This window comes from Candidatus Palauibacter scopulicola, from assembly GCF_947581915.1.
GTDB lineage: Bacteria > Gemmatimonadota > Gemmatimonadetes > Palauibacterales > Palauibacteraceae > Palauibacter > Palauibacter scopulicola.
Map to the genome: position 1 here is coordinate 31,879 of NZ_CANPWG010000008.1, position 21,732 is coordinate 53,610.

The following is a 21,732-nucleotide window of genomic DNA, read 5'->3' on the forward strand; positions in this document are numbered from 1 at the left end:
TCACGGCTCCGCGGCCAGGATCTTGTCGAGGTACCGGTCGGGCGAGAACGCTTCGAGGTCTTCCGGGGACTCCCCGACGCCGAGGTAGCGGACCGGGACGGCGAGTTCGCGCACGACGGAGACGACGGTGCCGGCGCGCGCCGTGCTGTCGAACTTCGCGAGCACGAGGCCCGTGAGGTCGAGCGACGCCCCGAACTGTCGCGCCTGATTCATCACGTTCTGCCCCGAGGTGGCGTCGACGACCAGCAGCCGCTCGTACGGCGCGCCCTCCACCTGTCGGCCGAGCACGCGATCGATCTTGACCAGTTCGCGCATCAGATCGTCCTGCGTATGCAGCCGGCCGGCCGTGTCGACCAGTACCCAGTCGGCATCCCGCGCGCGCGCCGCCGCCACCGCGTCGAACGCCACCGAGGCCGGGTCCGCTCCGGGCGTTCCCCCGACGAAATCGGCCCCCAGCCGTTCAGCCCACGCCCGGAGCTGCTCCTGCGCCCCGGCTCGGAACGTGTCCGCCGCGGCGAGCAGCACGCGCCCGCCCTCGGCCTGCAGGCGCGCGGAGAGCTTCGCCGCGGTCGTCGTCTTCCCCACGCCGTTCACGCCCACGAGGAGGAGGACCGCCGGCCCGTCGCCGCGCGGGGGCGAGTCGGTGGGCGACCCGCCGGCGGGAGGCGCGGCGGCGGCCAGCGTCTCGGCGAGCCGGGCCCTCAGCGTATCGCGCAGATCGCCTTCCGTCGCGATGGCGCCGCGGTTCGCCGCCCGCTCGAGCGCCTCGACCAGCTCGAGCGTCGTGTCGACCCCGAAATCCGCTTCGAGCAGGACTTCCTCCAGCCGTTCGATGGCGGCGCCGTCGAGCCCGCCGTCGACGAGCGTGTTCACATCCGTGAGCGCGAAGTCGACGATCCGCCGCCACAGGCCGCGTCTCGGGCGGCGGAGCGTACCGGTCACCGGAGTCCGATCCGGTGCCGCCACACCCACTCCCCGCACAGCAGGAGAACCGCGAGGAGAAAGGGCCACACGGGCCGGGGCGAGCGCACGTCGACCGGCGGTCGGGGAGAGGGCTGCGCCGCGATGGCCAGCGGTTCGGACGGGGGCCCGGGGAGAAACTCCCGGGGATCGGGCTCGACGTCGACGGGCCGGCGGAGTTCGACGGGACCTTCGGGGCCGGTCGCGGTCACGAGGACCTCGTAGCGGCCCGCCGGGAGAGCGGCACCCACGACTTCGGCCGGAGGATCCGCGATGGTTTCGCTCCACACCTCCGCGCCCGCCTCATCGAGCACCTGGATCGCGAGGTCGGAAGATCCGGGACGGATGCGCCACGCCGGCGGCTCGCCGGGCGCGGGCGTCCGCACGAGCGATGCCAGCCGGGGTGTCGCGTCCTCGACGAGCCAGCCGACGATGCCGCTGAACACGCCCTCGTACACCCTGCGCGGCTCGTCCCCCCGTAGCGCCCAGCGCCACCAGTCGGAGGCCGCAGAAAGCGCCCACCGGCGCGTCCCGTCCTCCCCCGCCGTGAGGAGCGGCCGTCCCTCTCCGCGCCGGTTCCGGCTCGCGTTGACCACCGACCATGTCCCGGCCGGTTCCACGGCATAGAGTTCGCGGACGGGAGGCAGGAGATCCAGGTCGGCCTCGGCGAGGAGCGCCGCCGAGGGGCTCGCGGGCACCGGCCCGGCGGCATACCACTCGCCGGGCAGGGGACCCGTGACGCGCGCCCCCACCCCCGGCACGTCACCCGGCCCCCCGGCGAAGAAGAGCGTCCGTGCGTGCGTCCTCAGCGCGCCGGCCAGCCACGGCGGGAGGTCGTCCGGCGAGGCCTGGACCGCAAGCAGCCGGGCGCCCCGTACCGCTTCGCGTACCCGGGCCGCCTCGACGACGCGGGGACCGGAGCCCATCTCGAGAAAGCGGTCGTCGGCAAGGCGCAGATAGCCGCGCGCGCCTCCCAGGACGAGTCGGTCGAGGGCGGGGACGAGGAAGCGAGCTTCCCAGTCGGGGGCCAGCGACACGAGTACGGCTCCGGCGGAGGACTCCGAGACTTCGATCCAGGTACCTGTCCGGCCGGAGACTCCGAAGGGGTCCGGCGGATCCGTGAGCACGGCTTCGTAGCGTCGCCAGGCCGGCCCGGCGCCTCCGTCGTGCGGGACGAAGGGGATTTGAGCGCGGCCCGTCCGCCCGGGAGCGGGTCGGGGCGCGCGCCCGGTCGCGACCACCGCCCCCTCATGCTCGAGCTGGAAGCTCACGGTGTCGGGCAGCTCGCCCTCGCCGCCCGATCCGCCGCCGGCGTGAAACTCGAGCGTGGCGCGGACGGTGTCGCCGGCCCGGACGCGCTCCGGCGCCCGCAGCGCCGCGAGCGCGACGCGGGGCTCGGCGGCGGCGACACGGAGTTCGCGCACCCCGAGGCCCAGACCCGTAGCCGTCTCACGGGCTGCGCCGCGGTCCGTCCACTCTCCGTCGGTGAGCACCCAGACGCTGTCGGCTCCGCCGAGCCGCGCGGCCTGCAGCGCCGGTTCGAGCCGGCTCGCCTCGTGCGTCGCGCCGAGCGCCTCCAGCGAATCGAGCCGGGCGGGGACGGGGCGGTCGCCGAACAGGTAGATCCGGTCGGGAGCGAGTCCGGGAAGAAGGGCCAGGGCCGAGTCGAGCCGCGTCGCCCCGCCGGCATCTCCGGCGCGAACCGGCAGCGTCATGCTGCGCGAGATGTCGAGCAGGACGACGCGCTCGGGGGCCCCGACGCCGCTGTCGCGCAACGCGGGCAGCGCGAGGGCGCCGAGAATCAGGAAGACGGCCACCGCCCGGACGGCGGCGGGACCGGCGCGCCCCGCCACGCGCTCCTCGCGCGCGCCATAGGCCCAGCCGGCGAGTACGACCGCGCCAAGCGCGACGAGAAACCAGAGGCCCGGGCTCAATCCTGTGTGCGGCGAGCGCGCTGAGTGGGTTGTACAGGCATCGGAAGGCTCCGCAACCGCGACAGCACGACGTGCCGAAGCGCCGCAAACCGCTCGCGCGACTCAGCGGCGACCGGCTCGGCCCTGGGCAACTGCAGACGGGCCGGGTTCACCTGCGCGCCGTTCCGGAGAAACTCGTAGTGAAGATGAGGCGCGGTCGCGAGACCGGTGTCGCCCACATACCCGATGACCTGTCCCTGTTCCACCTGGGTCCCGGCCGCGACGCCGCGCGCGACGTTGGCCAGGTGCGCATATCGGGTGCGGATGTTGTTCGCGTGACGGATCTCGACGGCGTTCCCGTAGTTCCCCCACCACCCTGCCCGGGTCACGCGTCCCGCGCCCGTCGCGCGCACGGGCGTGCCCCGCGCCGCCCCGTAGTCGACGCCGAGGTGCGGTCGAGTACGCCGGAGCACCGGGTGGAACCGCCTCAGGTTGAAGCCGCTCGTCACGCGGACGATGTCAAGGGGCGCAAGCAGAAACTGGCCCCGGAGGGCTTCGCCCGCTTCGTCGTAGTACTCCGCGCGTTCCGCCCCGGACTGTTCGAACCGCACCCCCGTGAGGACGCGCCGGTCGTTCCGGAAATCCGCGGCGAGCACCCTGGCGTCCCGCACGGATCCGTCGGGCCGCACCTCGCGCTCGATGAGAAGCCGGTAAGCATCGTTCTGCCGCAGGTCGCGCCAGAAGTCGATCTGCCACGCGAACACCTGCGAGATCCGGTACGCCACATCGAAGCGTTCCGCGTCGCCGAGCGTCTCCACGTCGCCCGACAACTCCGCGTCGAACAGGTTCGAGCGGATGAGACCGGCAAGGAGAAGCGTGTCGCGTACGACCTGCACCGAATCCAGCCGGGCCGACCACCGCGGCGCGGCATCGCCGGCGGACCACAGATGGAGGATGCGGTCCGCGTCGAGGTCGACACGGATGCGCGCCGGAGGTTCGCCGAGTCTGCGCACGAAGTGAATCGCAACGCCGGGCCGCAGCCGGCGCGGACTCTCGAATTCGCCCATCGCCTCCGCGATCGCGTGCGTGGCCGCGGGACCCAGGCCGTGGTCCTCGAACACATCCCCCAGCGTCTCGCCCCGCTGCAGACGATGCACGAGCGCGATGGGCGCGGGCGGCGTCGGCACGTCGACGACCTTGACGTCCCCCGACCGCTCAGCGCGGGAGCCGAACGCGGCCCAGCCGAGGACCAGAATCCCGGCGAGGGCTAACCCAACCGCGGTAAAGAGTCTTGTTCTCAAGCGCTCAGTCCATTTGTCGCCGTATGAAGGTCGGGATCTCGAGATCCTCGAACTCGACGCGGGCATCGGTCCACGACTCGCCGTCCGGCTGCGCTGGCTCCAGGTCCGGCGTCACCTCTTCCGACACCGGCTGCTCCGCGGCTTCCGGCGCCGGTTCCTCCGCCAGTGCCGGCGCCGGTTCCGGCGCGGCTTCGTTCGCGGCCTCGAACACCGGCGCTGCCGTCGCCTCGGACACCGGCTCCGACGTCGCCTCGGGCCCGGGCTCGGACGTCGGCGCCTCCGCAGCCAGCGCCTCGAACGCGATGCCCGCCCGCCTCACCTCCAGGGGGGGCGCCACGGGTTCGGGCTCCGGTGGCGCGGTCGGGGCGGAGCGATCGTCGAGCACGCTCGGACCGCCGTACTTCGAGCCGATGACGACCGGCGCGGCGCGGGGCCCGGGCGCCTTGGTCGCGGGAATCACCCGCTCGGCCATCGGCGCCGGCTCGTCTCCCTCCATGTCTCCGAAGCCCGTCGCGATCACCGTTACGCGGATCTTGCCCTCGAGCTGCGGATCGTGCACGACTCCGAAGATCATCTCGCCCTCGTCGCCCGCGGCCTCCTGAATGATGGAGTTGGCCGTCGTGACTTCGTCGATCGTCAGGTCGGGACCGCCGCTGATGTTGATGAGGACGCCCGTGGCGCCGTTGATGGATACGTTGTCGAGGAGGGGCGAGCAAATGGCCTGCTGCGCCGCCTCCACCGCGCGATCCTCGCCCGACGCGGTTCCGGTTCCCATAAGGGCGGCCCCGCGGTTCGACATCACCGTGCGGACGTCGGCGAAGTCCACGTTCACCTCGCCCGTCACGGAGATCAGGTCGGAGATCCCCTGGGTCGCCTGGAGGAGGACCTCGTCCGCCTTCTTGAGCGCCTGTCGGAAGGTCATCTCCTTCCCTACGACCGCGAGCAGACGCTCGTTCGGCACGACGATCATCGTGTCCACCGCGCGCCGCAGTTCCCGCAGCCCGATCTCCGCGTACCGCATCCTCTTCTTGCCCTCGAAGTGGAAGGGGCGGGTCACGATCGCGATGCAGAGCGATCCCATCTCCCGCGCCATGCCGCCGATGATCGGGGCCGCGCCGGTGCCCGTGCCTCCGCCCATCCCCGCCGTGACGAAGACGAGATCCGCGCCCTCGATCACCGATCGGATTTCTTCGGCACTCTCGGACATCGCCTGCCGTCCGATCTCGGGACGGGCGCCGGCCCCGAGGCCTCGCGTGAGTTCCTTCCCGATCTGGACTCTGAGGTGAGCGCCGGATTCCTTCAACGCCTGGGCGTCGGTGTTGACCGCGATGAACTCCACGCCTTCGAGTTCCTCATCGATCATGCGGTTGACGGCGTTGCCGCCGGCGCCACCCACGCCGACGACCTTCATTTTCGCGTTACGCACACCGCTTTCGTCGAATGCAAAGACCATGTCTCCCCTCCTCCCGTCAGAAAAACTCTCGTAGCCACCCGCCGACTCTCGCGAAGGCGCGGGTCGCTCCCACCAACCCTCCGGCCGAGGCCCGCGACGCACCGTACAGCACCAGCCCCGCGGCCGTGCTGTAGGACCCACGCGCGAGACCCTCCGCCATGCCCGTGAGGCCGAGTGACGGAATACCGGTGCGAACCGGCAGATTGAAGACCGAGCGAGCCAGGTCTTCCGTGTGCGCGAGCGAAGCCCCGCCACCGCTCAGCACGATCCCCGCCTCGAGTCCTCGCAACGTTCCGCTCGACTCCAGTTCCTCGTACACCAGTCCGAGTATCTCGTCCAGCCGTTGTTCGATAATGTGCAGCAGCAGCTCGCGCGACACACGTCGGGCGCGTCCGTGGCGAGCCCCCGAGACGTCGAGCAATTCGTGCGAATCGGCCCGGTCGCGCAGCGCTCCGCCGTGTCGCTCCTTGAGTTGCGCGGCCTCGTCTTCGTGAACGCCGAGGCCGCGCGCGATGTCCCGCGTCACGATCGATCCGCCCCACGGCAGCGTGGCGGCGTGAAGGAGACGGTGTCCTCCGTACACGAGTACGTCGGTCGTCGCGCCCCCGATCTCGACCAGAGCCACGCCAGCCTCGCGCTCGCTGTCCTCGAGCACGGCGAGCGCCGTGGCCAGCGGCGCCATGACCAACTCGTCCGGCCGGTATCCCGCCCGGTCGACCACCTTCGCGAGGTCGTGGCAGATCGCCACCTCCGCGGTCACGATGCAGAGGTCCGCCTCGAGACGGGTTCCGGCCATGCCCTCGGGATCCCGGATCCCGTCACGATGGTCGACGGCGTACCGCTGGGACAGGGCGTGGATCAACTCGTGGCCGGGCGGAATCGGGACGGCCCGGCCCACTTCCTGCGCGCGCTTGACGTCGGCGGGCGTGACCTCCGAGCCGGAGACCTGAAGCACGCCCTTCGATCGGGACGTCCGCACGCTTCCGCTCGGCACGCTCACGTAGGCGGCCTCGACTTCGCGGCCGGCCGTGGCTTCCGCCTGTCTGACAGCGGTGCGAACCGCCTGCGTCACCGCCTCGATGTTCCCGATGTTCGGGCCGTTCATGCCCTCGGACCGGGTGACGCCGAGGCCGAGGATCTCGAGCGGATCGGTGGGCTTGCGGCCCGGATGCACCGCGGCGACGACCGCACACGTTTTGGTCGACCCCACATCCACCCCGACAATGCCCGCCCCCTGAATCATCGCTCCTCCACGCGCGTCAGTACAACTTGGCCTCTGAAACGCGCATCCGCACGTGTGACGCGGCGATCCTCGATCTGTCCAAGCGCGATCGATACCCGGTCGAGGGCGCGCAGGGGCTCCTCCCGCGGCAGAAACACGACATCCGCGCCGGCGCCGGGAAGGAGCAGGAACCGGTATCCCCCCTCCGCCGCGGGCCCGACCTCGGAGACGAGGGACATGAAGTCGCTCCGCGTGCGATCCATGCGCGACAGAGCGAAGATGAGTTCCCGCATGCCCGTGTCCGCCACGAAACCGCCCTCCGTCTCGACCGGACCCTGGACGATCGGCAGGTCGAGCGGCGCGGCGGAGGGTTCGAGGGGCAGCACGTAGCCATCTCCGCTCACCGGACGCAGTTCCGGGGTCGCGACGAGCGCGACCGGGCGCCGCTCCACGATGGCGATTTCAAGGGTGCGGAAGCTCTCCCGGTGGACCGTGGCCTCGCGAACCATGGGATGGGCCCGAACGCGCGCCTCCCACCTCGCCGGCTCGTCCCACACGGACGCGTCCGGGGTCAGAGCCAGCGCCCGGATCTCTTCGGGCGAGATGTGATCGGTCCCGACCACGCGGAGCTCCGAAATCTGAAACGCGGGCAGCGTCGCGAGGAGGGACGGCGCCCACACGGGGACGGACAGACCGATCGCGGCGACCATCAGGGCGAGGAGGAGCCGGCGGCGTCCGCGGCGGGTGATGCGGCCGGGTGGTGACGACCGGCGCCTGATCATGCGGCCCCCACGCGCGCGAGCTGAGCGGGGTCGAACCCCCACAACTGGATCTCCGGCTCCAGCGCCACGCGGAGACGCGCCAGGGCGCGGCGGCGAGTTTCCGTCATGAGTCCGATCACGTCGGCGGCGCGGGCATCGCCGAGGTTGACGATGAAATTCGCGTGCCGCTCGTGAATCTGGGCGCCTCCGACCCGGGCCCCTCTCATCTCCACCCGGTCGACGACCTTCCAGGCCGGCGGATGCGGCGGATGCGGGTTCTTCCATGTCGATCCGACCGAGGGCAGATCGTACACCTGATCCCGGACCTTTCGCGCGCGGAAACTCAGGTGCGCTTCGCGGACGGCGTCCACCTCGGCGGGCGCCGCGTCGAGACGCGCGCGCACGAACACCCAGTCGGCCGGCACGCTCACGTGGCGGTACGCGGGCCGCGCCTCCTCGGGGCGGACCCGCACGAGTTCCCCCCCCGGCGTGACGGCTTCCGCCCATTCGACGCGATCCCAGATCCCCTCGTCCCTCGACCCGGCGTTCATCCGCAGGCCTCCGCCGACCGTGCCGGGAACCGCCTCCAGGAAATGGAAGCCGTACCGACCGTGGCGGCGCGCGGCCTGGGCGAGAGCGGGCAGGCGGGCGCCGGCCCCGGCTTCGATGGCGGTTTCGTCGACCCGGATGGCCACGAAATCTCCCTCCAGGATGAGGACGGGCTCCGGCACCCCGGCGTCCCCGATGAGGAGGTTCGCGCCGGTCCCGAGCACGCGGCACCCGCGGCCCGGCGTCTCGCGCAGCGCGGCCTCCAGTTCCGCGATCGACCGCGGCCGCGCGAGCCGGGCGGCCGGCCCGCCGATCCGGTAGCGGACCAGCGGCGCGAGCGGGACATCACGCTCCCACCGCATCGCCCACCCGCCGCTGGACCGCCGCGTGCGCGAGGTCGGTGACGTCCCCGGCGCCCATGAAGACGAGTACCGCCTTCCCGGCGCCGACTTCCGGCGGAACGAGGTCCAGGGCGTCTTCGCGGTCGATCGGCGCCGCGGTCCCGCCGGCCCGGCCGGTGATCAGCTCCGAGGTCACGCCCGGAAGCGGCGCTTCGCGCGCGGGATAGATGGGAAGCACGCGCGCTTCGTCAGCGGTCGTGAGGGCGCGGGTGAACGCCTCCGCAAAGTCGCGGGTCCGGGTGAACAGATGCGGCTGAAAGACGACCGTCAGCCGGGCATCGGGATACGCTCCTCGCACGGCGGCGAGCGACGCCGCAACCTCGGTCGGATGGTGCGCGTAGTCGTCGAAGACGGTGAGGTCGGGCCACGCCGCGATCACCTCGAGCCGGCGCGCCACGCCGCGGAAGTCGCTGAGCCCGCGCGCCGCCGCCCTCGGATCCCCGCCAAGCCGCAACGTGGCGAGAAAGGCCGCCACGGCGTTGAGCTGGTTATGGCGCCCCGGCACGCGGAGCGTGAGATCGATCGTTCCGTCCGGCCAGGAGAGACGCACCGTGCGCCGCCCCGCCTCTTCGAGCCTGTACCGGGCCCCGTCGCCGAAACCGTACCCGAATCCGTGCTCCGCTCCGGCGAAACCGCACTCCTCCGCGAGTTCGCGGGCACCCTCGTCGTCGTGGCAGTAGATGAGGCCTTCGGCGCGTCGCGTCCGCCCGGCGAACTCCGCGAACGCGGCACGGAGGCGTTCCCAGTTGCCATAGGTGTCGAGATGTTCGGGCTCGAGCGAGCTGATCACCGCGAGCGTGGGATGAAGCTCGAGGAAGGAACGGTCGAATTCATCGGCTTCCACGACGGCCGGACCATCGCCCAGCCTGGTGAATCCGTCCCACGCCTCGACCCGGCCGCCGACGAGGACGAGGGGATCGAGGCCGGCCGCGGCCGCGGCGTGCCCGGTCATCGCGGTGATCGTCGTCTTCCCGTGCGTCCCGGCGATGCCGACGAGGGGCCTCCCGTTGAGCAGGGCGCCGAGGGCCCGGGCCCGGCGCATCACCGGTATGCCGGCGACTTTCGCCCCGACGACCTCCGGCTCGTCTACCGGCACGGCCGAGCTTCGAACCAGCAGCTCGACCCCCGACAGGTGGGAGGTGGAGTGTCCCCGCTCGACCCGGATCTCCTTCTCGGCAAGGTCGCCGAGGGCGTCCGCCGGGGCGCGATCGCACCCGCTCACGACGTAGCCGGAGCTGTCGAGGAGGAGCGCGAGCCCGCGCATGCCGGCGCCGCCGATCCCCATCAGATGGACGTGCGCTCCGGAGGCGGGGAGATCCGCGGTTGCGGCCGGACGAGGCGCCCCCACCGCCGCCCCGGTCATGCCGCGCACCGGTCCAGGAGCGTGAGCATCTCGCGGGCGATGTCGAACGCCGCACCGGGCCGGCCGCGGCTCGCGGCGGCTTCCGACATCCGGGTCAGACGCCGGTCGTCGGTGAGGATGTCGCGGCACAGCGACCACAACTCGCCCGCCTCGAGTCCCCCTTCCTCACGAACCTCCGCGGCCCCCGCCTCCGCGAGCGCCCGCGCGTTCGTCAGCTGGTGTCCCCCGGCCGAGGTCGGGAGCGGCACGAGCACGGCCGGCCGCCCCGCGGCACACAACTCGGCCAGCGACATCGCGCCCGACCGGCACAGCGCCAGCGCCACCCGATCCAGCTGCCGCCCCAGATCATCGATGTAAGGCACGACGCGCACACGGTCCGCGAAGGGAAGCTCCGACGTCCGCGCGGAGAGTTCGGCCGCATGGGCCGGCCCGGCGATCCACACGACCGAAACGCCGTCCGGCCACGCCGCGGCATCCCGCGCCGCCCATTCCAGGTCTCGCAGGAAGGCGCGGTTGAGGCCGAGCGCGCCCTGGCTCCCGCCGAAGACGAGGAGGTTCCGACCCCGCGGCCAGTCGAAGCGGGCCGGAGCCGAGCCGTCCGCGGCGCCGCCGACCGCGCCGCCCACCCCGGGTGCGACCGGGTTTCCCAGTGCGCTCAGGCGCGTGCGGCCCCCGACACGGAGCCGGGCCTCAGCCTCCGGGTATCCGAGGTGGATCTGATCGACGCCGGGCGCGAACAGGCGCGTCACGAGCCCGGGCGCCGCGTTCTGTTCCTGGATCGCCGCGGGGACGCGGCGCAGCCGGGCTCCCGCGAGCGCGGGCCCCGACACGTATCCCCCCGTGCCCACGACGAGCCGCGGATCAAAATCCCGGAACGCCCGCCGCACACCGGCAATGACGGTCGGAGCCGACGCGAACAGCCGCCAGTTTCGCCATGGCCGCTGCCGGTACAGCGGTTGCAGCGGCAGGAGCCGGAACTCGTACCCCGCGTCCGGCAGCACGCGAGCCTCCAACCCCCGCCGTCCCCCCAGGAACACACATTCGACTTCGGGGGCCAGCCGGCCAAAGGCTGCGGCCAGGTTCAGGGCGGGGTACAGGTGGCCGCCCGTGCCGCCTCCCGCGAGCAGGATACGAGTCGACGCCATGCGTCAACATCTCCGCCGCGAAGCCACGTTGAGCAGGATGCCCGTGACGCCGAGCGCGATTACGAGCCCCGTGCCGCCGGAACTGATGAAGGGGAGACTCACTCCCGTCGTGGGCAGCAGCCCCATCGTGATCCCGATGTGTCCGAACGCCCCGATGGCGACGATCGCCGTGAGCCCGATCGCAATCAGGCGCCCGAACAGGTCCGGGGCGGACTTCGCGATCCGCAGTCCGAGGTGTGTCCACACGAGGAAGAGAGTGAGCATCGTCACCGCGCCCACGAACCCCCATTCCTCCGCGATAATCGGATAGATGAAGTCGTTCTGCGCTTCCGGCAGATAGTGGAGTTTCTGCGTGCTCTCACCATAGCCCGCGCCGAGGATCCCGCCCGAACCGATCGCGATCTGCGCCTGCTGCAGCTGATAGCCGGCCCCGGAGGTGTCCGCTTCCGGATTCAGAAACGCCAGGATCCGCGTGAGCTGGTAGCTGTTCGAGCGCACGAGCCACCACACGCCGGCGCCGATGGGCAGCGCGAGGAGGAGGAAATGCCGGATGCGCATCCCCGCGGCAAAGAGCACGGCCGCCGCCAGTGCGGCCGTGATCAGCGTCGCCGAGAGGTGCGGCTCCGCGGCGATGAGGACGAGCAGGGGGCCGAGGATGAGGAGAAACGGGAGCACCCCGCTGAGGAAGCTGCCGAAGCTCCGCTGCTTGCGGACGGCGAGCGAGGCCGTCCAGAAGACCACCGCGACCTTGGCCAGCTCGGAGGGCTGGAAGGTCGCGGGCCCGAGCATCAGCCAGCGGCGGGACCCGTTCCGGACGGGCGCGATCTCCGTTGTGAAGGGGAGGACCATGACGACGAGAAGGACCGCGGCCACGCCGAGGATCGGCCACGCGAACCGGCGGTACACGCGATAATCGACGAAGGCGGCCACGATCAGCGCCACGATACCGACGGCGGCGCGAGCCAGTTGGCTCATGAGCACGTGGTTCCCCGGCAGTCCGCTCTGCTGTGCCGCGAACGAACTCGCGGAATAGACGGAGAGGAGCCCGAACACGACGAGGACCAGCGTGATCCCGATGAGCGCATTCCGCACCCACGCCGGCGAACCGGCGAACTCCTGAACGCGCGGGAGTTCCCGCGAGATGGCGCGGTCCGTCACGTCGCCCGCTCCCCGGCGCCTTCGTACGATTCGCGGACGCACCGCTCGAACGTCCGGCCGCGCTGCCGGTAGTCCGGGAACATGTCGTAGCTGGAGCAGGCCGGGGAGAAGAGAACGACATCGCCGGCCTGGGCGGCCCCGCGAGCGAGACGTACGAGCTGCGGAAATCCGCCGGCGACTTCGACCGGCGCCACATCGCCCAGCTCCCGGACGATCTGCGGCGCGGCTTCTCCGAACGCGACCACCGCCCGCGCGTTCTCGCTCAGCGCCGGCGCCAGCGACCGGTAGGACTCGCCCTTGTGCCGGCCTCCGAGCAGCGCCACGAGGGGTCGGTCGAACGCATTGAGGGCGACGCGGGTGGCCGAGACGTTCGTTCCCTTGGAGTCATTGATCCACAGGACGCCCTCGAACTCGCCGACTCTCTGGAGGCGATGGGGAAGCCCCTGGAAGGAAGCGAGCCCCGCTCCGATCGCCTCCGCCTCGCATCCGGCGAGCGCCGCCCCGAGACCCGCCAGGAGCGCGTTCATGACATTGTGGACGCCGACCAACTGCAGGTCGGCGGCCGCGACCCACGGCTGCGGCGCCCCCCCGGCCTCGAGACGCTGAACCATTCTCCCGGCCTCGTCCAGCCATGCCCCCGGTGCCCTGTGCGGCTCGATGGAAGCGAGGTAGCGGCGCCCGGCCGCCGGTTCCGCCATGGAGAGCACCGCGTCGTCATCTCCGTTCAGGACCCAGCGGCTATCCTCATCGGCGTTCGCGAACAGCCGCGCCTTGTCCTCGTAGTAGCGCTCGAGACTCGGATACCAGTCGAGGTGGTCCGCGGCGAGGTTGACGAGCACGCCGACCTCGGGCCGGAACGCCTGGAGATCGGCGAGCTGAAAGGAACTCAGTTCGACCACGAGCCAGTCCGGCTGCCGCTTCATCAGCGGAATCCCGGAGAGCGGGCGGCCGATGTTGCCCGCGGTGAGCGCGTCCACGCCCGCCTGCTGCAGCAGGTGCCCGCAGAGCGCGGTCGTCGTCGTCTTGCCGTTCGTGCCCGTGATGCCGATGACCCGCGAGCGGAGGTGGCGATAGGCGACCTCGATTTCGGCCACGGTGGGCACCCCGGCTTCCGCCACGGTGCGCCGGATCTCGGCGGTCGGCGAAATCCCGGGACTCGTCACGACGAGGTCGGCGTTCAGGATTCGCTCCACGTCATGCCGTCCCACCTCCGCGTCGATGCCCTCGGCGGCCAGCGCCGCCACGGCCTCGCGCTGCCGGGGACCCTCGAACGCGTCGCTCGCGTACACGTCCGCTCCGAGCGCGTGCAGGAGCCGCGCGGCGGCCGTCCCCGACACCCCGAGTCCGAGGACGGCCACGGGCTCGCCGGGCCCGAAGAGCGGGGGACGACGGTCTTCGGCCATCAGCGGATCTTGAGCGTCGCGAGGCCGAGGAGCGCGCAGATGACGCCGATGATGTAGAAGCGCGCGACGACCTGCGTCTCGGGCCAGCCGAGCTTCTCGAAGTGGTGATGGAGCGGGGCCATGCGGAGGAGGCGGCGGCCCTCGCCCCACCGCCGGCGGCTGAACTTGAACCATCCGGTCTGCAGCATCACGGACAGCCCTTCGAGGACGAACACGCCCCCGACGATGACGAGGAGGAACTCCGACTTCAGGAGCACGGCGACGGCGCCGATCGCGCCTCCGAGCGCGAGGGACCCGGTGTCGCCCATGATGACCTGCGCCGGATGGGCGTTGAACCAGAGGAAACCGATGGCAGCGCCCGCCAGCGCCGCGCAGAACACGGACAGCTCCCCGGCCCCGTTCAGGTACAGGACGCCGAGGTAGGCCGACGTGTCGACCCGGCCGATCGCGTAGGCGAAGGCGCCGAAGGTGAGGGCGGCGATCGCGGCCAGGCCCGTGGCCAGCCCGTCGAGGCCATCCGTCAGGTTCACGGTGTTCGCGCTTCCCGCCACGACGATGGCGACGAACAGCGGGAAGATCGCCGGGGCGAGGACGACGGTCAGGTCCTTGAAGAACGGGAGCATCGTCTGCGTCGCCCCGAAGGAGGAGAGGGGCTGCCAGAGGAGGAAGCCGCCGAGCGCCAGGCCGAGCACGAACTGCCAGATGAGCTTGTACCGCGCGATCAGGCCGCGCGAGTGGCGCCGCACGATCTTCAGGTAGTCGTCCATGAAGCCGATCGCGCCCATCCAGGCGGTGACGACGAGGGCGACCCACACATACGTGTTGTCAAGGCGTGCCCAGAGGAGGGTGGGCAGGATACAGGCGGTGAGGATGATGATGCCGCCCATGGTCGGGGTACCCGCCTTCACGAGGTGCGTGGCCGGCCCCTCGGCCCGCACGATCTGGCCGATGCCGTGCTTCCTGAGCCTGCGGATCACGCCCGGTCCGATGATGAACGCGGTGAGGAGGGCCGTCACCATGGCGCCGGCCGCGCGGAACGAGATGTACTGGAACACGTTGAACAGGATGTGCTGGTCCGCGAGCGGGAAGAGGAAGCGGTAGAGCATCAGGCGCCCCCTCCGAAGCGGGCTTCCAGTTCGTCGATGACCCGCTCGAGCCGGACGCCGCGCGAACCCTTCACGAGCACGACCTCATCGCCTTCCAGGGCGTCGGCAAACGGCCGCACGGCCGCTTCGGGGTCCTCCGCCCGGATCAGGGCGTGACCGTGCACGCCGTCGAACGGCGCGTCGCAGAAGAGGCCCGTGGCGGCGATGACGTCGAACCCCGCGGCCCGCATCTCGTCGCCGATCTCGCGGTGCGCCTTCGCCTCCTCGGAGCCGAGTTCGAGCATCGAGCCCGCGAACACGGCACGGCGGCGGCCCGGGAGCAGGTCGCGCGTCTGGGCGATCGCCGCGCGGAACGAGTCCGGGTTGGCGTTGTAGCAGTCGGCCAGCACCGTCAGGCGCCCGATGCGGCGCAGCGCGCCGCGCAGGCCGAGCGGTTCGTAGCGCGACAGCCCCCGGGCGGCCGCGTCGGACGGCACGTCCAGCGATTCCGCCAGCGCCGCCGCGATCAAAGCGTCCCGCAGGTGATGCTCGCCGCCCACGCCCAGCGCGACGCGCGATCCGCCGCGGCGGAACTCGATCCGGTCCGCTTCGACCGTGTACGCCTTGGGTGCGAAGTCGGCCCCGGGGCCGAAGCCGGCCACGATCGCGTCGGGCCGGTGGGCCCGGGCGGCCTCCGCGAGGATGGCGGGTTCCTCTCCCACGATGAGCGCGCCCCGGTCCGAGGCGCCGTGCGCCAGCGCCATCTTTTCCCGCAGCACCCCGTCCACATCGCCGAAGCACTCGAGGTGGGCGGAGCCGACGGTCGTGATGACGACGTGATCGGGCCGGGCGATCTCCGCCAGCCGCGCCATCTCCCCGGGCTCGCTCGCGCCTGCTTCCAGGACCCAGGCGTCCGCGTCGGGGGGAGCGCGCAGGATCGTGAGCGGGAGCCCCACCTGGCTGTTGTAGTTCCCCTCGGTGCGGTATACGCGGCGGGACTCGGAGAGGGCGCAGGCGATCATCTCCTTCACGGTCGTCTTGCCCGAACTGCCCGTGATCGCCACGACCGTGGCGCCGGATTCGCGCCGGGCCCGAGCCGCGAGATCGCCGAGCGCCCTCAGAGGATCGGCGACGGCGAAGTACTCCATCCCCAGCGCCGGATCTTCCCGTCCGGCGCGCACCAGCGCGCCCGGCGCGCCCCGGGCCGCCGCCTGGGGGAGGAAGTCGGCGGCATCGTGACGCGCCCCGGCGAGCGCGACGAACAGCTCGCCGGGCTCCAACGTTCTCGAGTCGCACGACACCCCGGTATACGCCCGCCCTCCCGGGCCGCCGGGGCTCCCGGCGCCGCCGGCGTCGAGGCCGAGCGCCGCCCGAAGCCAGTCCGAACGCAGCGCCGGGGCCTGCGTGGCCGCCGTCACGCCGCCCCTCCGCGGAGCCCGGACGCTCCGGCGAGCGCCGGCAGGAGGTCCTCCACGATGCGGCGCTCGTCGAACGGGAGCCGCTTCCCGTCGATGACCTGGACCGTCTCGTGTCCCTTGCCGAGGAGCGCGACCGCGTCGGCCGGCCCCGCCTCGGCGAGTCCCCGCGCGATCGCCGCCCGTCGGTCGACGACGATCTCGTAGCTGTCCGGCGGGAGCCCGACGACCATCTGACGGCAGATCTCCGACGGATCTTCCGTCCGGGGATTGTCGCTGGTGACGATCGCGACATCCGCCAGGCGGGCCAGGATGCTCCCCATCTGCGGCCGCTTGCCGGGGTCCCGGTCGCCACCGCAGCCGAGCAGCGCGATGACCCGGCCCGGCACGATCGCCCGCAACGAGGACAGCGCCCGCTCGCACGAGTCCGGATTGTGCGCGAAGTCGCGGATCACAAGGACCGGCTCCCGCGAGATCACCTCCATGCGCCCGGGCACGGACGGCGCCTCCGAGAGTCGCGCGGCGATTCGTTCGAGCGGCACGCCGAGGCCCCGGGCGATGGCGGCGGCCGCGAGGGCGTTCCGCACGTTGAAATCGGCGGGAAGCGGAAGGGACACGGCGGCGGCTTCACCCGGCGCGCGCAGCGTGAAGTGTGCCCCCCCGGCGTGCAGGACGAGTCGATCCGGCCACAGGTCGGCCGTCGACTCGAAGCCGTAGCGGAGCGTCGTGGCGTTCGGCGGCGCGACCTCCTTCCAGGCAGGTTCGTCGTCATTCACCGCGCAGACGCCCTCCGGCGCGAGCAGATCGAGCAGGCGCAGCTTGGCCGCCCGATACGCTTCCAGATCCGGATGATATTCGAGGTGCTCGCGGCTGAAACTCGTGAAACCCACGGCATCGAACGAGCAGCCATCGGCGCGGCGCTGGTCGAGCGCGTGCGACGAAACCTCGAGCACCGCCGCTTCGGCGCCGCCGGCTCGCAGGGCGGCGAGTTCGAGGGCCAGGTCGATCGGGTCGGGCGTCGTCAGCCCCGGGGCTCCGATCTCACCGTCGATGGATACGGTGCCCAGGGTGCCCAACGCGGCGGCGGGTCCCACGTCGTCCAGGATCCAGCGCGTGAGCCACGCGGTGGTCGACTTCCCGTTGGTTCCCGTGATGCCGATGAGGCGGAGCGCGTCGCCGGGGTCGCCCGCGAAGAGCGCGGCGAGATGCGATACGGCCGCCCGGGCGTCGCGGACGGCCAGTTGCGGCAGGTCGACATCGGCGACACGCTCGACCACGGCGGCGCCGGCCCCGCCACGCTGCGCGGCTTCGACGAACGCGTGGCCATCGACCCGCGTCCCGGGAATCGCGCAGAATAGGTCACCGGCGCCGACCAGGCGGGAGTCCGAACGCAACGCGGGAAACTCCGCGGGAGGCACCCCTCTCCACCGCGGCTCGAGGCCCGCTTCGTCGAGCCTGCGCTCGACCTGTCGATTCGTCGTTGTCTGCTGCGGCAAAGTCCGGTGGTTAACCTCCCTCCAATCTTGTATTCCCGAGACTCGCCATCGTTCACCCCTCCGTCCCGGAATCCGGCGCGCGCGGCCTCTCGGCTATCTCAAGACGACGGTTGCACCCCGGGACAGCTCGCTCCCGGGAGCGGGGCTCTGTCCCGCGACGCTCCCCTGTCCGCGCCATTCGACGCGGAGGCCGAGCGCGTGCAGGCGCGCGACGGCCGCCCGCGCGGCGAGTCCCGACAGGTCCGGTAGCGCGACGACGCCCCGCCGGCTCACGTCGGTCCCGCCGGCGGCCGCGCCGGTCGCGCCCGTCCCGCTGGAGACGAAGACGACGGCGCCTTCCGGCGCGCCGGCCGCCGGACCGCCGGACCAGGGCCGGGGACGGGCGTCGGAGACGACCAGCCGCGGATCCACCTGCACGCCATCGGCCGCGAGCGCCGCCCGGAGGGTCGCCTGGCTGGTGGGGGCCGCGATCGCGCCCCCGTAATAGACGCCTCCCCTCGGGTCTTCGAGTCGCGTGAGGATGACGAGCCGCGGGTCATCCGCCGGCGCGAAGCCGACGAAGGAGGCGCGGTAGCGGCCGGGCGCGTAGCGGCCGTCCACGGCGAGGCGGGCCGTTCCGGTCTTCCCGGCCACCGCGAAGCGCGCCATGCTCGCGAGCGTTCCGGTACCCTCGCGGACGACCTCCTCCAGCACCCCGCGAACCGCGGCCGCGACCTCCTCGGATATGACGCGCCGCACGGGACTCGGGTCGAAGCGCTGCACGAGGTGCCCGAACGGGTCCCGTATCTCCCGGACGAGGCGCGGCCGCATCAGCACGCCGCCGTTCGCAATGGCGCCGTAGGCGATGGCGAGCTGCAGGGACGTGGCGGAGATCTCGTACCCGATCGCGTGCGAAGCGGGGCTCAGCGAGGTCCACGACTCCGGCCGGCCGAGGCGCCCCGGCGACTCGGACAGGTACCCCAGTTGCGTCCGCATGCCGAAGCCGAAGTCCCGCAGGTAGCGGTGCTGGACCGCGGGCGTCAGGCGGGCGGACAGCTTCGCGGCCCCCACGTTGCTCGACTTCGAGATGATCCCGCGGACGCTGAGCGTGTCGTAGCCGTGGACGTCCGAGATCACCCTCGAGCCGATCCGCAGCCTGCCGTCCTCCACATCCACGATCTCGTCCAGGTCGACGACACCCTCGCTGAGGAGCGACGCGAGAAGGAAGGGCTTCAGCGTGGAGCCGGGTTCGTACGGATCGCTGAGGCCCGAGATCCGGTCGACCGCCCCGTCGGTGCGCTCGCTCGCCAGCGCGAGGATTTCGCCGGTGCGCGGGTCGAGGAGGACGATGTCGCCCCCGCCCGCCCCCGTCTTGGCGATCGCGCGCGCAAGTTCGTTCTCGGCGATCCGCTGCAGTTCGGCGTCGAGCGTGAGCACGACATCGTGTCCGGGCACCGCCTCGACGACCTGTCCGCCGGGTGGACGGTAGGCGTTGCGATGGCCATCGAGCCGAACCTCCGCGCGGCCGGGCTCGCCGACCAACCAGGCGTCGAGGTCGGCTTCAAGACCCGTTCCGCCCCGGCCATCGGCCCCGACGGCCCCGATGAGGCGGCGGCCCATGCTGCGGGGGTATTCTCTCGCCGATCGGCTCTCGAAGTAGATTCCCCGTCCGACCGTCCGTTGCAGTCGAACACGCTCTTCATCGCTCACGTCGCCCGCAACGAGAGACCAGCCGCCCTCAGCCTGCGCGACGGCGCGACGGCGCTCCGCGGCGACGGGCACGACCGAGGCGACGGCCTCGATGGCTCCGGCCCGGTCGACCCGCAGTTCGTCGACGGCAAGGAAGACCTGGTATCGCGTGTCCGGCGCCGCGAGGACCCGGCCGCGACGATCCAGAATCCGCCCTCGTACGGCGGGCAACAACTCCCACTCCGCGCTCTGCGCGACCTGTCTCGCGCGATGCGCCTCGCTCTCCAGGATCTGGAGGTCGCCCAAACGCACGGTGTACGCCAACGCCACGACGGTGAACGCGATGCCCAGCGCACGATGCCGGACGCGCTGCGTGCGCACGAGCGCCGCCTCCCGCGCATCGCCCGCCGCGCCCTCGACCTGCGTCGTGCTGTGAATGCCGAAACGCGTCACCTCTCCCCTCCCCTGCCGGCGACTCCCCTCTCCTCTTCGTCCGGCGAGTACCCGGCGTCGACCTGCAGCAGTTGCTCTTCGCTTGCCTGCTGCAGCCCGAGTGCCTCCGCCGCGCGTTCTATCCGGGCCGGCGCCGCGAGCGAATCGACTCTCGTCCGAGCCGCGTCGATCCGGTCCGTGACGACCCGGTCTTCCGCTTCGAGCCCTCGAAGCTCGGCCATCAACCTCCGCCCATCCTCGCCCCGACGGACCACGCTCACCAGCGAAGCCGCCAGCGCGAGGACGGCCGCCGCGGCCGTCATCCACCGCACCAGCGTTCTGCGGCGGACCCTCCGTACGCTCCCGCTCCAGTGGTTCATGCGCCGCCCGCCCGCTCGTCCGTGCCGCGCTTCTCCCACACCCGGAGTCGCGCGCTGCGCGCCCGCGGATTCCGGGCCACCTCCTCGGCCGACGGGCGCAAGGGCCGGCGCGTCAGCGCCCGCCCCAGCGACCTTCCCCCACACCGGCACTCCGGGAGACCCGGAGGACAGCGGCAGTCGGCGGACCAGCTCCGGAACGCGTCCTTTACCAACCGGTCCTCGAGCGAGTGGTACGACAGCACCGCCAGCCGCCCACCCGGTGCGAGCCGGACTCGTATCCCTTCCAGCCCCTCGTTCAGCGCGGCCAGCTCGTCGTTGACCGCGATCCGCAAAGCCTGGAACAGCCTGGCCTTCTGCTTCTCCCGTGCCGAACGACCCAGCACCGCGGACAACGCCGCCACGAGGTCGTCGCTTGTGCTGAAGGGCCGGATCTTCCTCCGCCGCACCACCTCACGTGAGAGCGTCCGCCACCTACGCTCTTCCCCATCGCGGAAGACCCGGCCCAACTCGCGTTCGTCCGCCCGATTCAACAGCTCGGCCGCGGACCTTGTCTCGCGCGCCCCTTCGTCCATCCGCATCCGCAACGGCGTACCCGGGCGGAACGAAAAACCGCGCTCCTGTGTGTCGATCTGGTGCGACGAGACGCCCAGGTCCATCAGGGCTCCCGCCAGACCGTCCATTTCCGCGGCGAACTCCGGACGAGCGACGTCCCTGAAGTTCGCCTGTATCAGCTTCACCCTTTCGCCCGCCGAGGCGAGCCGCCGCTTCGCGGCCTCGATCGCCTCCGCATCGCGGTCGATCCCGATCACGCGCACGGCCGATCCTGCTTCCAGCAGCCGGATCGCATGCCCCGCACCGCCGACCGTCGCATCCAGGAAAACGCCTCCGCACTCCGGGCGAAGCCACCGCAGCACCTCATCCGGCATGACCGGCGTGTGCCGAAACGTCTCCTCTGTCACTCCGTCGGCTTCCTCGACTCCCCCCACCGTGCCGCGATCGGAAAACTCGTCAGGCGAATACCGTCTCTATCAGTCGATCGAAGTCCTCGTCCGTCGCACTCGTCACGCTCTCGAACGTCTCCGGATTCCAGATCTGGACGTGGTTGATCGCGCCCACGACCAGAGCCTCGCTGCCGAGCGCGACCGCCTTTCTCATCCTCTCCGGAATCAGGATCCTTCCCTGCGCGTCCGGCGAGACCTGAACGGCGTCCGCCGTCACGCGAAGCACCTGGGGGCGAAAGCGCGGTTCCCGTCTCGACATCTCCCGGAGTTCGTCCTGCACGTCTGCCCAGGCCTCGTCCGGATAGAGCGACAGCGCGTCGGGTTGCGTCTTGAGGAGGACGAACGGCTCCCGCTCCCGGCCCCTTCGAAAAGGCGCCGGCAGGCTGACCCGACCCTGAGAGTCGAGTTGATGTCGATAACTCCCCAGAAAGCCTGGCAAATCGTGCCTTCGACATTCGCCAAGGGTGTCCCTCCCAGAACGACCCGTTTCCACCCACCGAAACCCACCTTATGCGTCCTGGTGATGGGTGTCAACCCCTTTTCTCCCCATTCTATCCCATCACAAGGAGAAAAAAGCGCCCGGCCGCGGTGAAGCGAACCGGGCGCGAGGGCCTCGAAACAGGGTG

The 21,732-nt window shown here is 71.5% G+C and carries 18 protein-coding genes; all 18 read right to left on the reverse strand.

Features of this window, described 5'->3' with window-relative positions; genetic code table 11:
• On the reverse strand, positions 1 to 942 hold the full coding sequence (gene ftsY / locus RN743_RS00715) for a signal recognition particle-docking protein FtsY (RefSeq protein WP_310775211.1): 942 nt from the start codon (positions 940 to 942) through the stop codon (positions 1 to 3).
• Positions 939 to 2,894 carry a hypothetical protein gene (locus RN743_RS00720; protein WP_310775213.1) on the reverse strand — a complete coding sequence of 652 codons (1,956 nt, stop codon included), beginning with the start codon at positions 2,892 to 2,894 and terminating at the stop codon, positions 939 to 941. The genes ftsY and RN743_RS00720 overlap by 4 nt, the downstream gene beginning before the upstream one ends.
• The gene (locus tag RN743_RS00725) at positions 2,891 to 4,174 is read right to left on the reverse strand and encodes a M23 family metallopeptidase (RefSeq protein ID WP_310775215.1); all 1,284 of its coding nucleotides are present in this window, start codon (positions 4,172 to 4,174) and stop codon (positions 2,891 to 2,893) included. The genes RN743_RS00720 and RN743_RS00725 overlap by 4 nt, the downstream gene beginning before the upstream one ends.
• A gap of 4 nt (positions 4,175 to 4,178) precedes the next feature.
• Positions 4,179 to 5,600 (reverse strand): cell division protein FtsZ, encoded by a 1,422-nt coding sequence (ftsZ, locus tag RN743_RS00730; protein WP_310775217.1) that lies wholly within the window; start codon positions 5,598 to 5,600, stop codon positions 4,179 to 4,181.
• A gap of 43 nt (positions 5,601 to 5,643) precedes the next feature.
• Positions 5,644 to 6,870, reverse strand: a complete 1,227-nt coding sequence (gene ftsA / locus RN743_RS00735) for a cell division protein FtsA (protein WP_310775219.1) — start codon at positions 6,868 to 6,870, stop codon at positions 5,644 to 5,646.
• Complete coding sequence (locus RN743_RS00740) at positions 6,867 to 7,631, reverse strand: FtsQ-type POTRA domain-containing protein (RefSeq protein WP_310775221.1); 765 nt, start codon at positions 7,629 to 7,631, stop codon at positions 6,867 to 6,869. The genes ftsA and RN743_RS00740 overlap by 4 nt, the downstream gene beginning before the upstream one ends.
• On the reverse strand, positions 7,628 to 8,521 hold the full coding sequence (locus RN743_RS00745) for an FAD-binding protein (RefSeq protein ID WP_310775223.1): 894 nt from the start codon (positions 8,519 to 8,521) through the stop codon (positions 7,628 to 7,630). Before RN743_RS00745 ends, RN743_RS00740 begins: the two co-directional genes overlap by 4 nt.
• Entirely contained in the window at positions 8,505 to 9,923 is a 1,419-nt protein-coding gene (gene murC / locus RN743_RS00750) for a UDP-N-acetylmuramate--L-alanine ligase (protein WP_310775225.1), read from the reverse strand. Before murC ends, RN743_RS00745 begins: the two co-directional genes overlap by 17 nt.
• Positions 9,920 to 11,068: a UDP-N-acetylglucosamine--N-acetylmuramyl-(pentapeptide) pyrophosphoryl-undecaprenol N-acetylglucosamine transferase gene (locus RN743_RS00755; RefSeq protein WP_310775227.1), complete on the reverse strand. Its 1,149-nt coding sequence runs from the start codon at positions 11,066 to 11,068 to the stop codon at positions 9,920 to 9,922. Before RN743_RS00755 ends, murC begins: the two co-directional genes overlap by 4 nt.
• Before the next feature lie 3 nt (positions 11,069 to 11,071).
• Positions 11,072 to 12,226: a putative peptidoglycan glycosyltransferase FtsW gene (locus tag RN743_RS00760; protein ID WP_310775229.1), complete on the reverse strand. Its 1,155-nt coding sequence runs from the start codon at positions 12,224 to 12,226 to the stop codon at positions 11,072 to 11,074.
• Positions 12,223 to 13,629, reverse strand: coding sequence for a UDP-N-acetylmuramoyl-L-alanine--D-glutamate ligase (gene murD, locus RN743_RS00765; RefSeq protein ID WP_310775231.1), 1,407 nt, complete (start codon positions 13,627 to 13,629; stop codon positions 12,223 to 12,225). The genes RN743_RS00760 and murD overlap by 4 nt, the downstream gene beginning before the upstream one ends.
• Entirely contained in the window at positions 13,629 to 14,735 is a 1,107-nt protein-coding gene (mraY, locus tag RN743_RS00770) for a phospho-N-acetylmuramoyl-pentapeptide-transferase (RefSeq protein WP_310775233.1), read from the reverse strand. Before mraY ends, murD begins: the two co-directional genes overlap by 1 nt.
• Positions 14,735 to 16,132, reverse strand: coding sequence for a UDP-N-acetylmuramoyl-tripeptide--D-alanyl-D-alanine ligase (gene murF / locus RN743_RS00775; protein WP_310775235.1), 1,398 nt, complete (start codon positions 16,130 to 16,132; stop codon positions 14,735 to 14,737). The genes mraY and murF overlap by 1 nt, the downstream gene beginning before the upstream one ends.
• On the reverse strand, positions 16,129 to 17,523 hold the full coding sequence (locus RN743_RS00780) for a UDP-N-acetylmuramoyl-L-alanyl-D-glutamate--2,6-diaminopimelate ligase (RefSeq protein ID WP_310775237.1): 1,395 nt from the start codon (positions 17,521 to 17,523) through the stop codon (positions 16,129 to 16,131). Before RN743_RS00780 ends, murF begins: the two co-directional genes overlap by 4 nt.
• 195 nt (positions 17,524 to 17,718) lie before the next feature.
• Positions 17,719 to 19,746: a penicillin-binding transpeptidase domain-containing protein gene (locus tag RN743_RS00785; protein WP_310775239.1), complete on the reverse strand. Its 2,028-nt coding sequence runs from the start codon at positions 19,744 to 19,746 to the stop codon at positions 17,719 to 17,721.
• Positions 19,743 to 20,105 (reverse strand): hypothetical protein, encoded by a 363-nt coding sequence (locus RN743_RS00790; protein ID WP_310775241.1) that lies wholly within the window; start codon positions 20,103 to 20,105, stop codon positions 19,743 to 19,745. The genes RN743_RS00785 and RN743_RS00790 overlap by 4 nt, the downstream gene beginning before the upstream one ends.
• Entirely contained in the window at positions 20,102 to 21,064 is a 963-nt protein-coding gene (rsmH, locus tag RN743_RS00795) for a 16S rRNA (cytosine(1402)-N(4))-methyltransferase RsmH (RefSeq protein WP_310775243.1), read from the reverse strand. Before rsmH ends, RN743_RS00790 begins: the two co-directional genes overlap by 4 nt.
• A gap of 49 nt (positions 21,065 to 21,113) precedes the next feature.
• Positions 21,114 to 21,545 carry a hypothetical protein gene (locus RN743_RS00800; RefSeq protein WP_310775245.1) on the reverse strand — a complete coding sequence of 144 codons (432 nt, stop codon included), beginning with the start codon at positions 21,543 to 21,545 and terminating at the stop codon, positions 21,114 to 21,116.
• Between the last annotated feature and the right edge of the window lie 187 nt (positions 21,546 to 21,732).

What these genes read in the sequence shown, in the direction of transcription:
- murC (WP_310775225.1), bottom strand. Translation starts at nt 9,923, where the DNA reads ATGACCGGGGCGGCGGTGGGGGCGCCTCGTCCGGCCGCAACCGCGGAT.
- mraY (WP_310775233.1), bottom strand. Translation starts at nt 14,735, where the DNA reads ATGCTCTACCGCTTCCTCTTCCCGCTCGCGGACCAGCACATCCTGTTC.
- ftsA (WP_310775219.1), bottom strand. Translation starts at nt 6,870, where the DNA reads ATGATTCAGGGGGCGGGCATTGTCGGGGTGGATGTGGGGTCGACCAAA.
- RN743_RS00740 (WP_310775221.1), bottom strand. Translation starts at nt 7,631, where the DNA reads ATGATCAGGCGCCGGTCGTCACCACCCGGCCGCATCACCCGCCGCGGA.
- murD (WP_310775231.1), bottom strand. Translation starts at nt 13,629, where the DNA reads ATGGCCGAAGACCGTCGTCCCCCGCTCTTCGGGCCCGGCGAGCCCGTG.
- RN743_RS00745 (WP_310775223.1), bottom strand. Translation starts at nt 8,521, where the DNA reads ATGCGGTGGGAGCGTGATGTCCCGCTCGCGCCGCTGGTCCGCTACCGG.
- RN743_RS00755 (WP_310775227.1), bottom strand. Translation starts at nt 11,068, where the DNA reads ATGGCGTCGACTCGTATCCTGCTCGCGGGAGGCGGCACGGGCGGCCAC.
- RN743_RS00790 (WP_310775241.1), bottom strand. Translation starts at nt 20,105, where the DNA reads ATGAACCACTGGAGCGGGAGCGTACGGAGGGTCCGCCGCAGAACGCTG.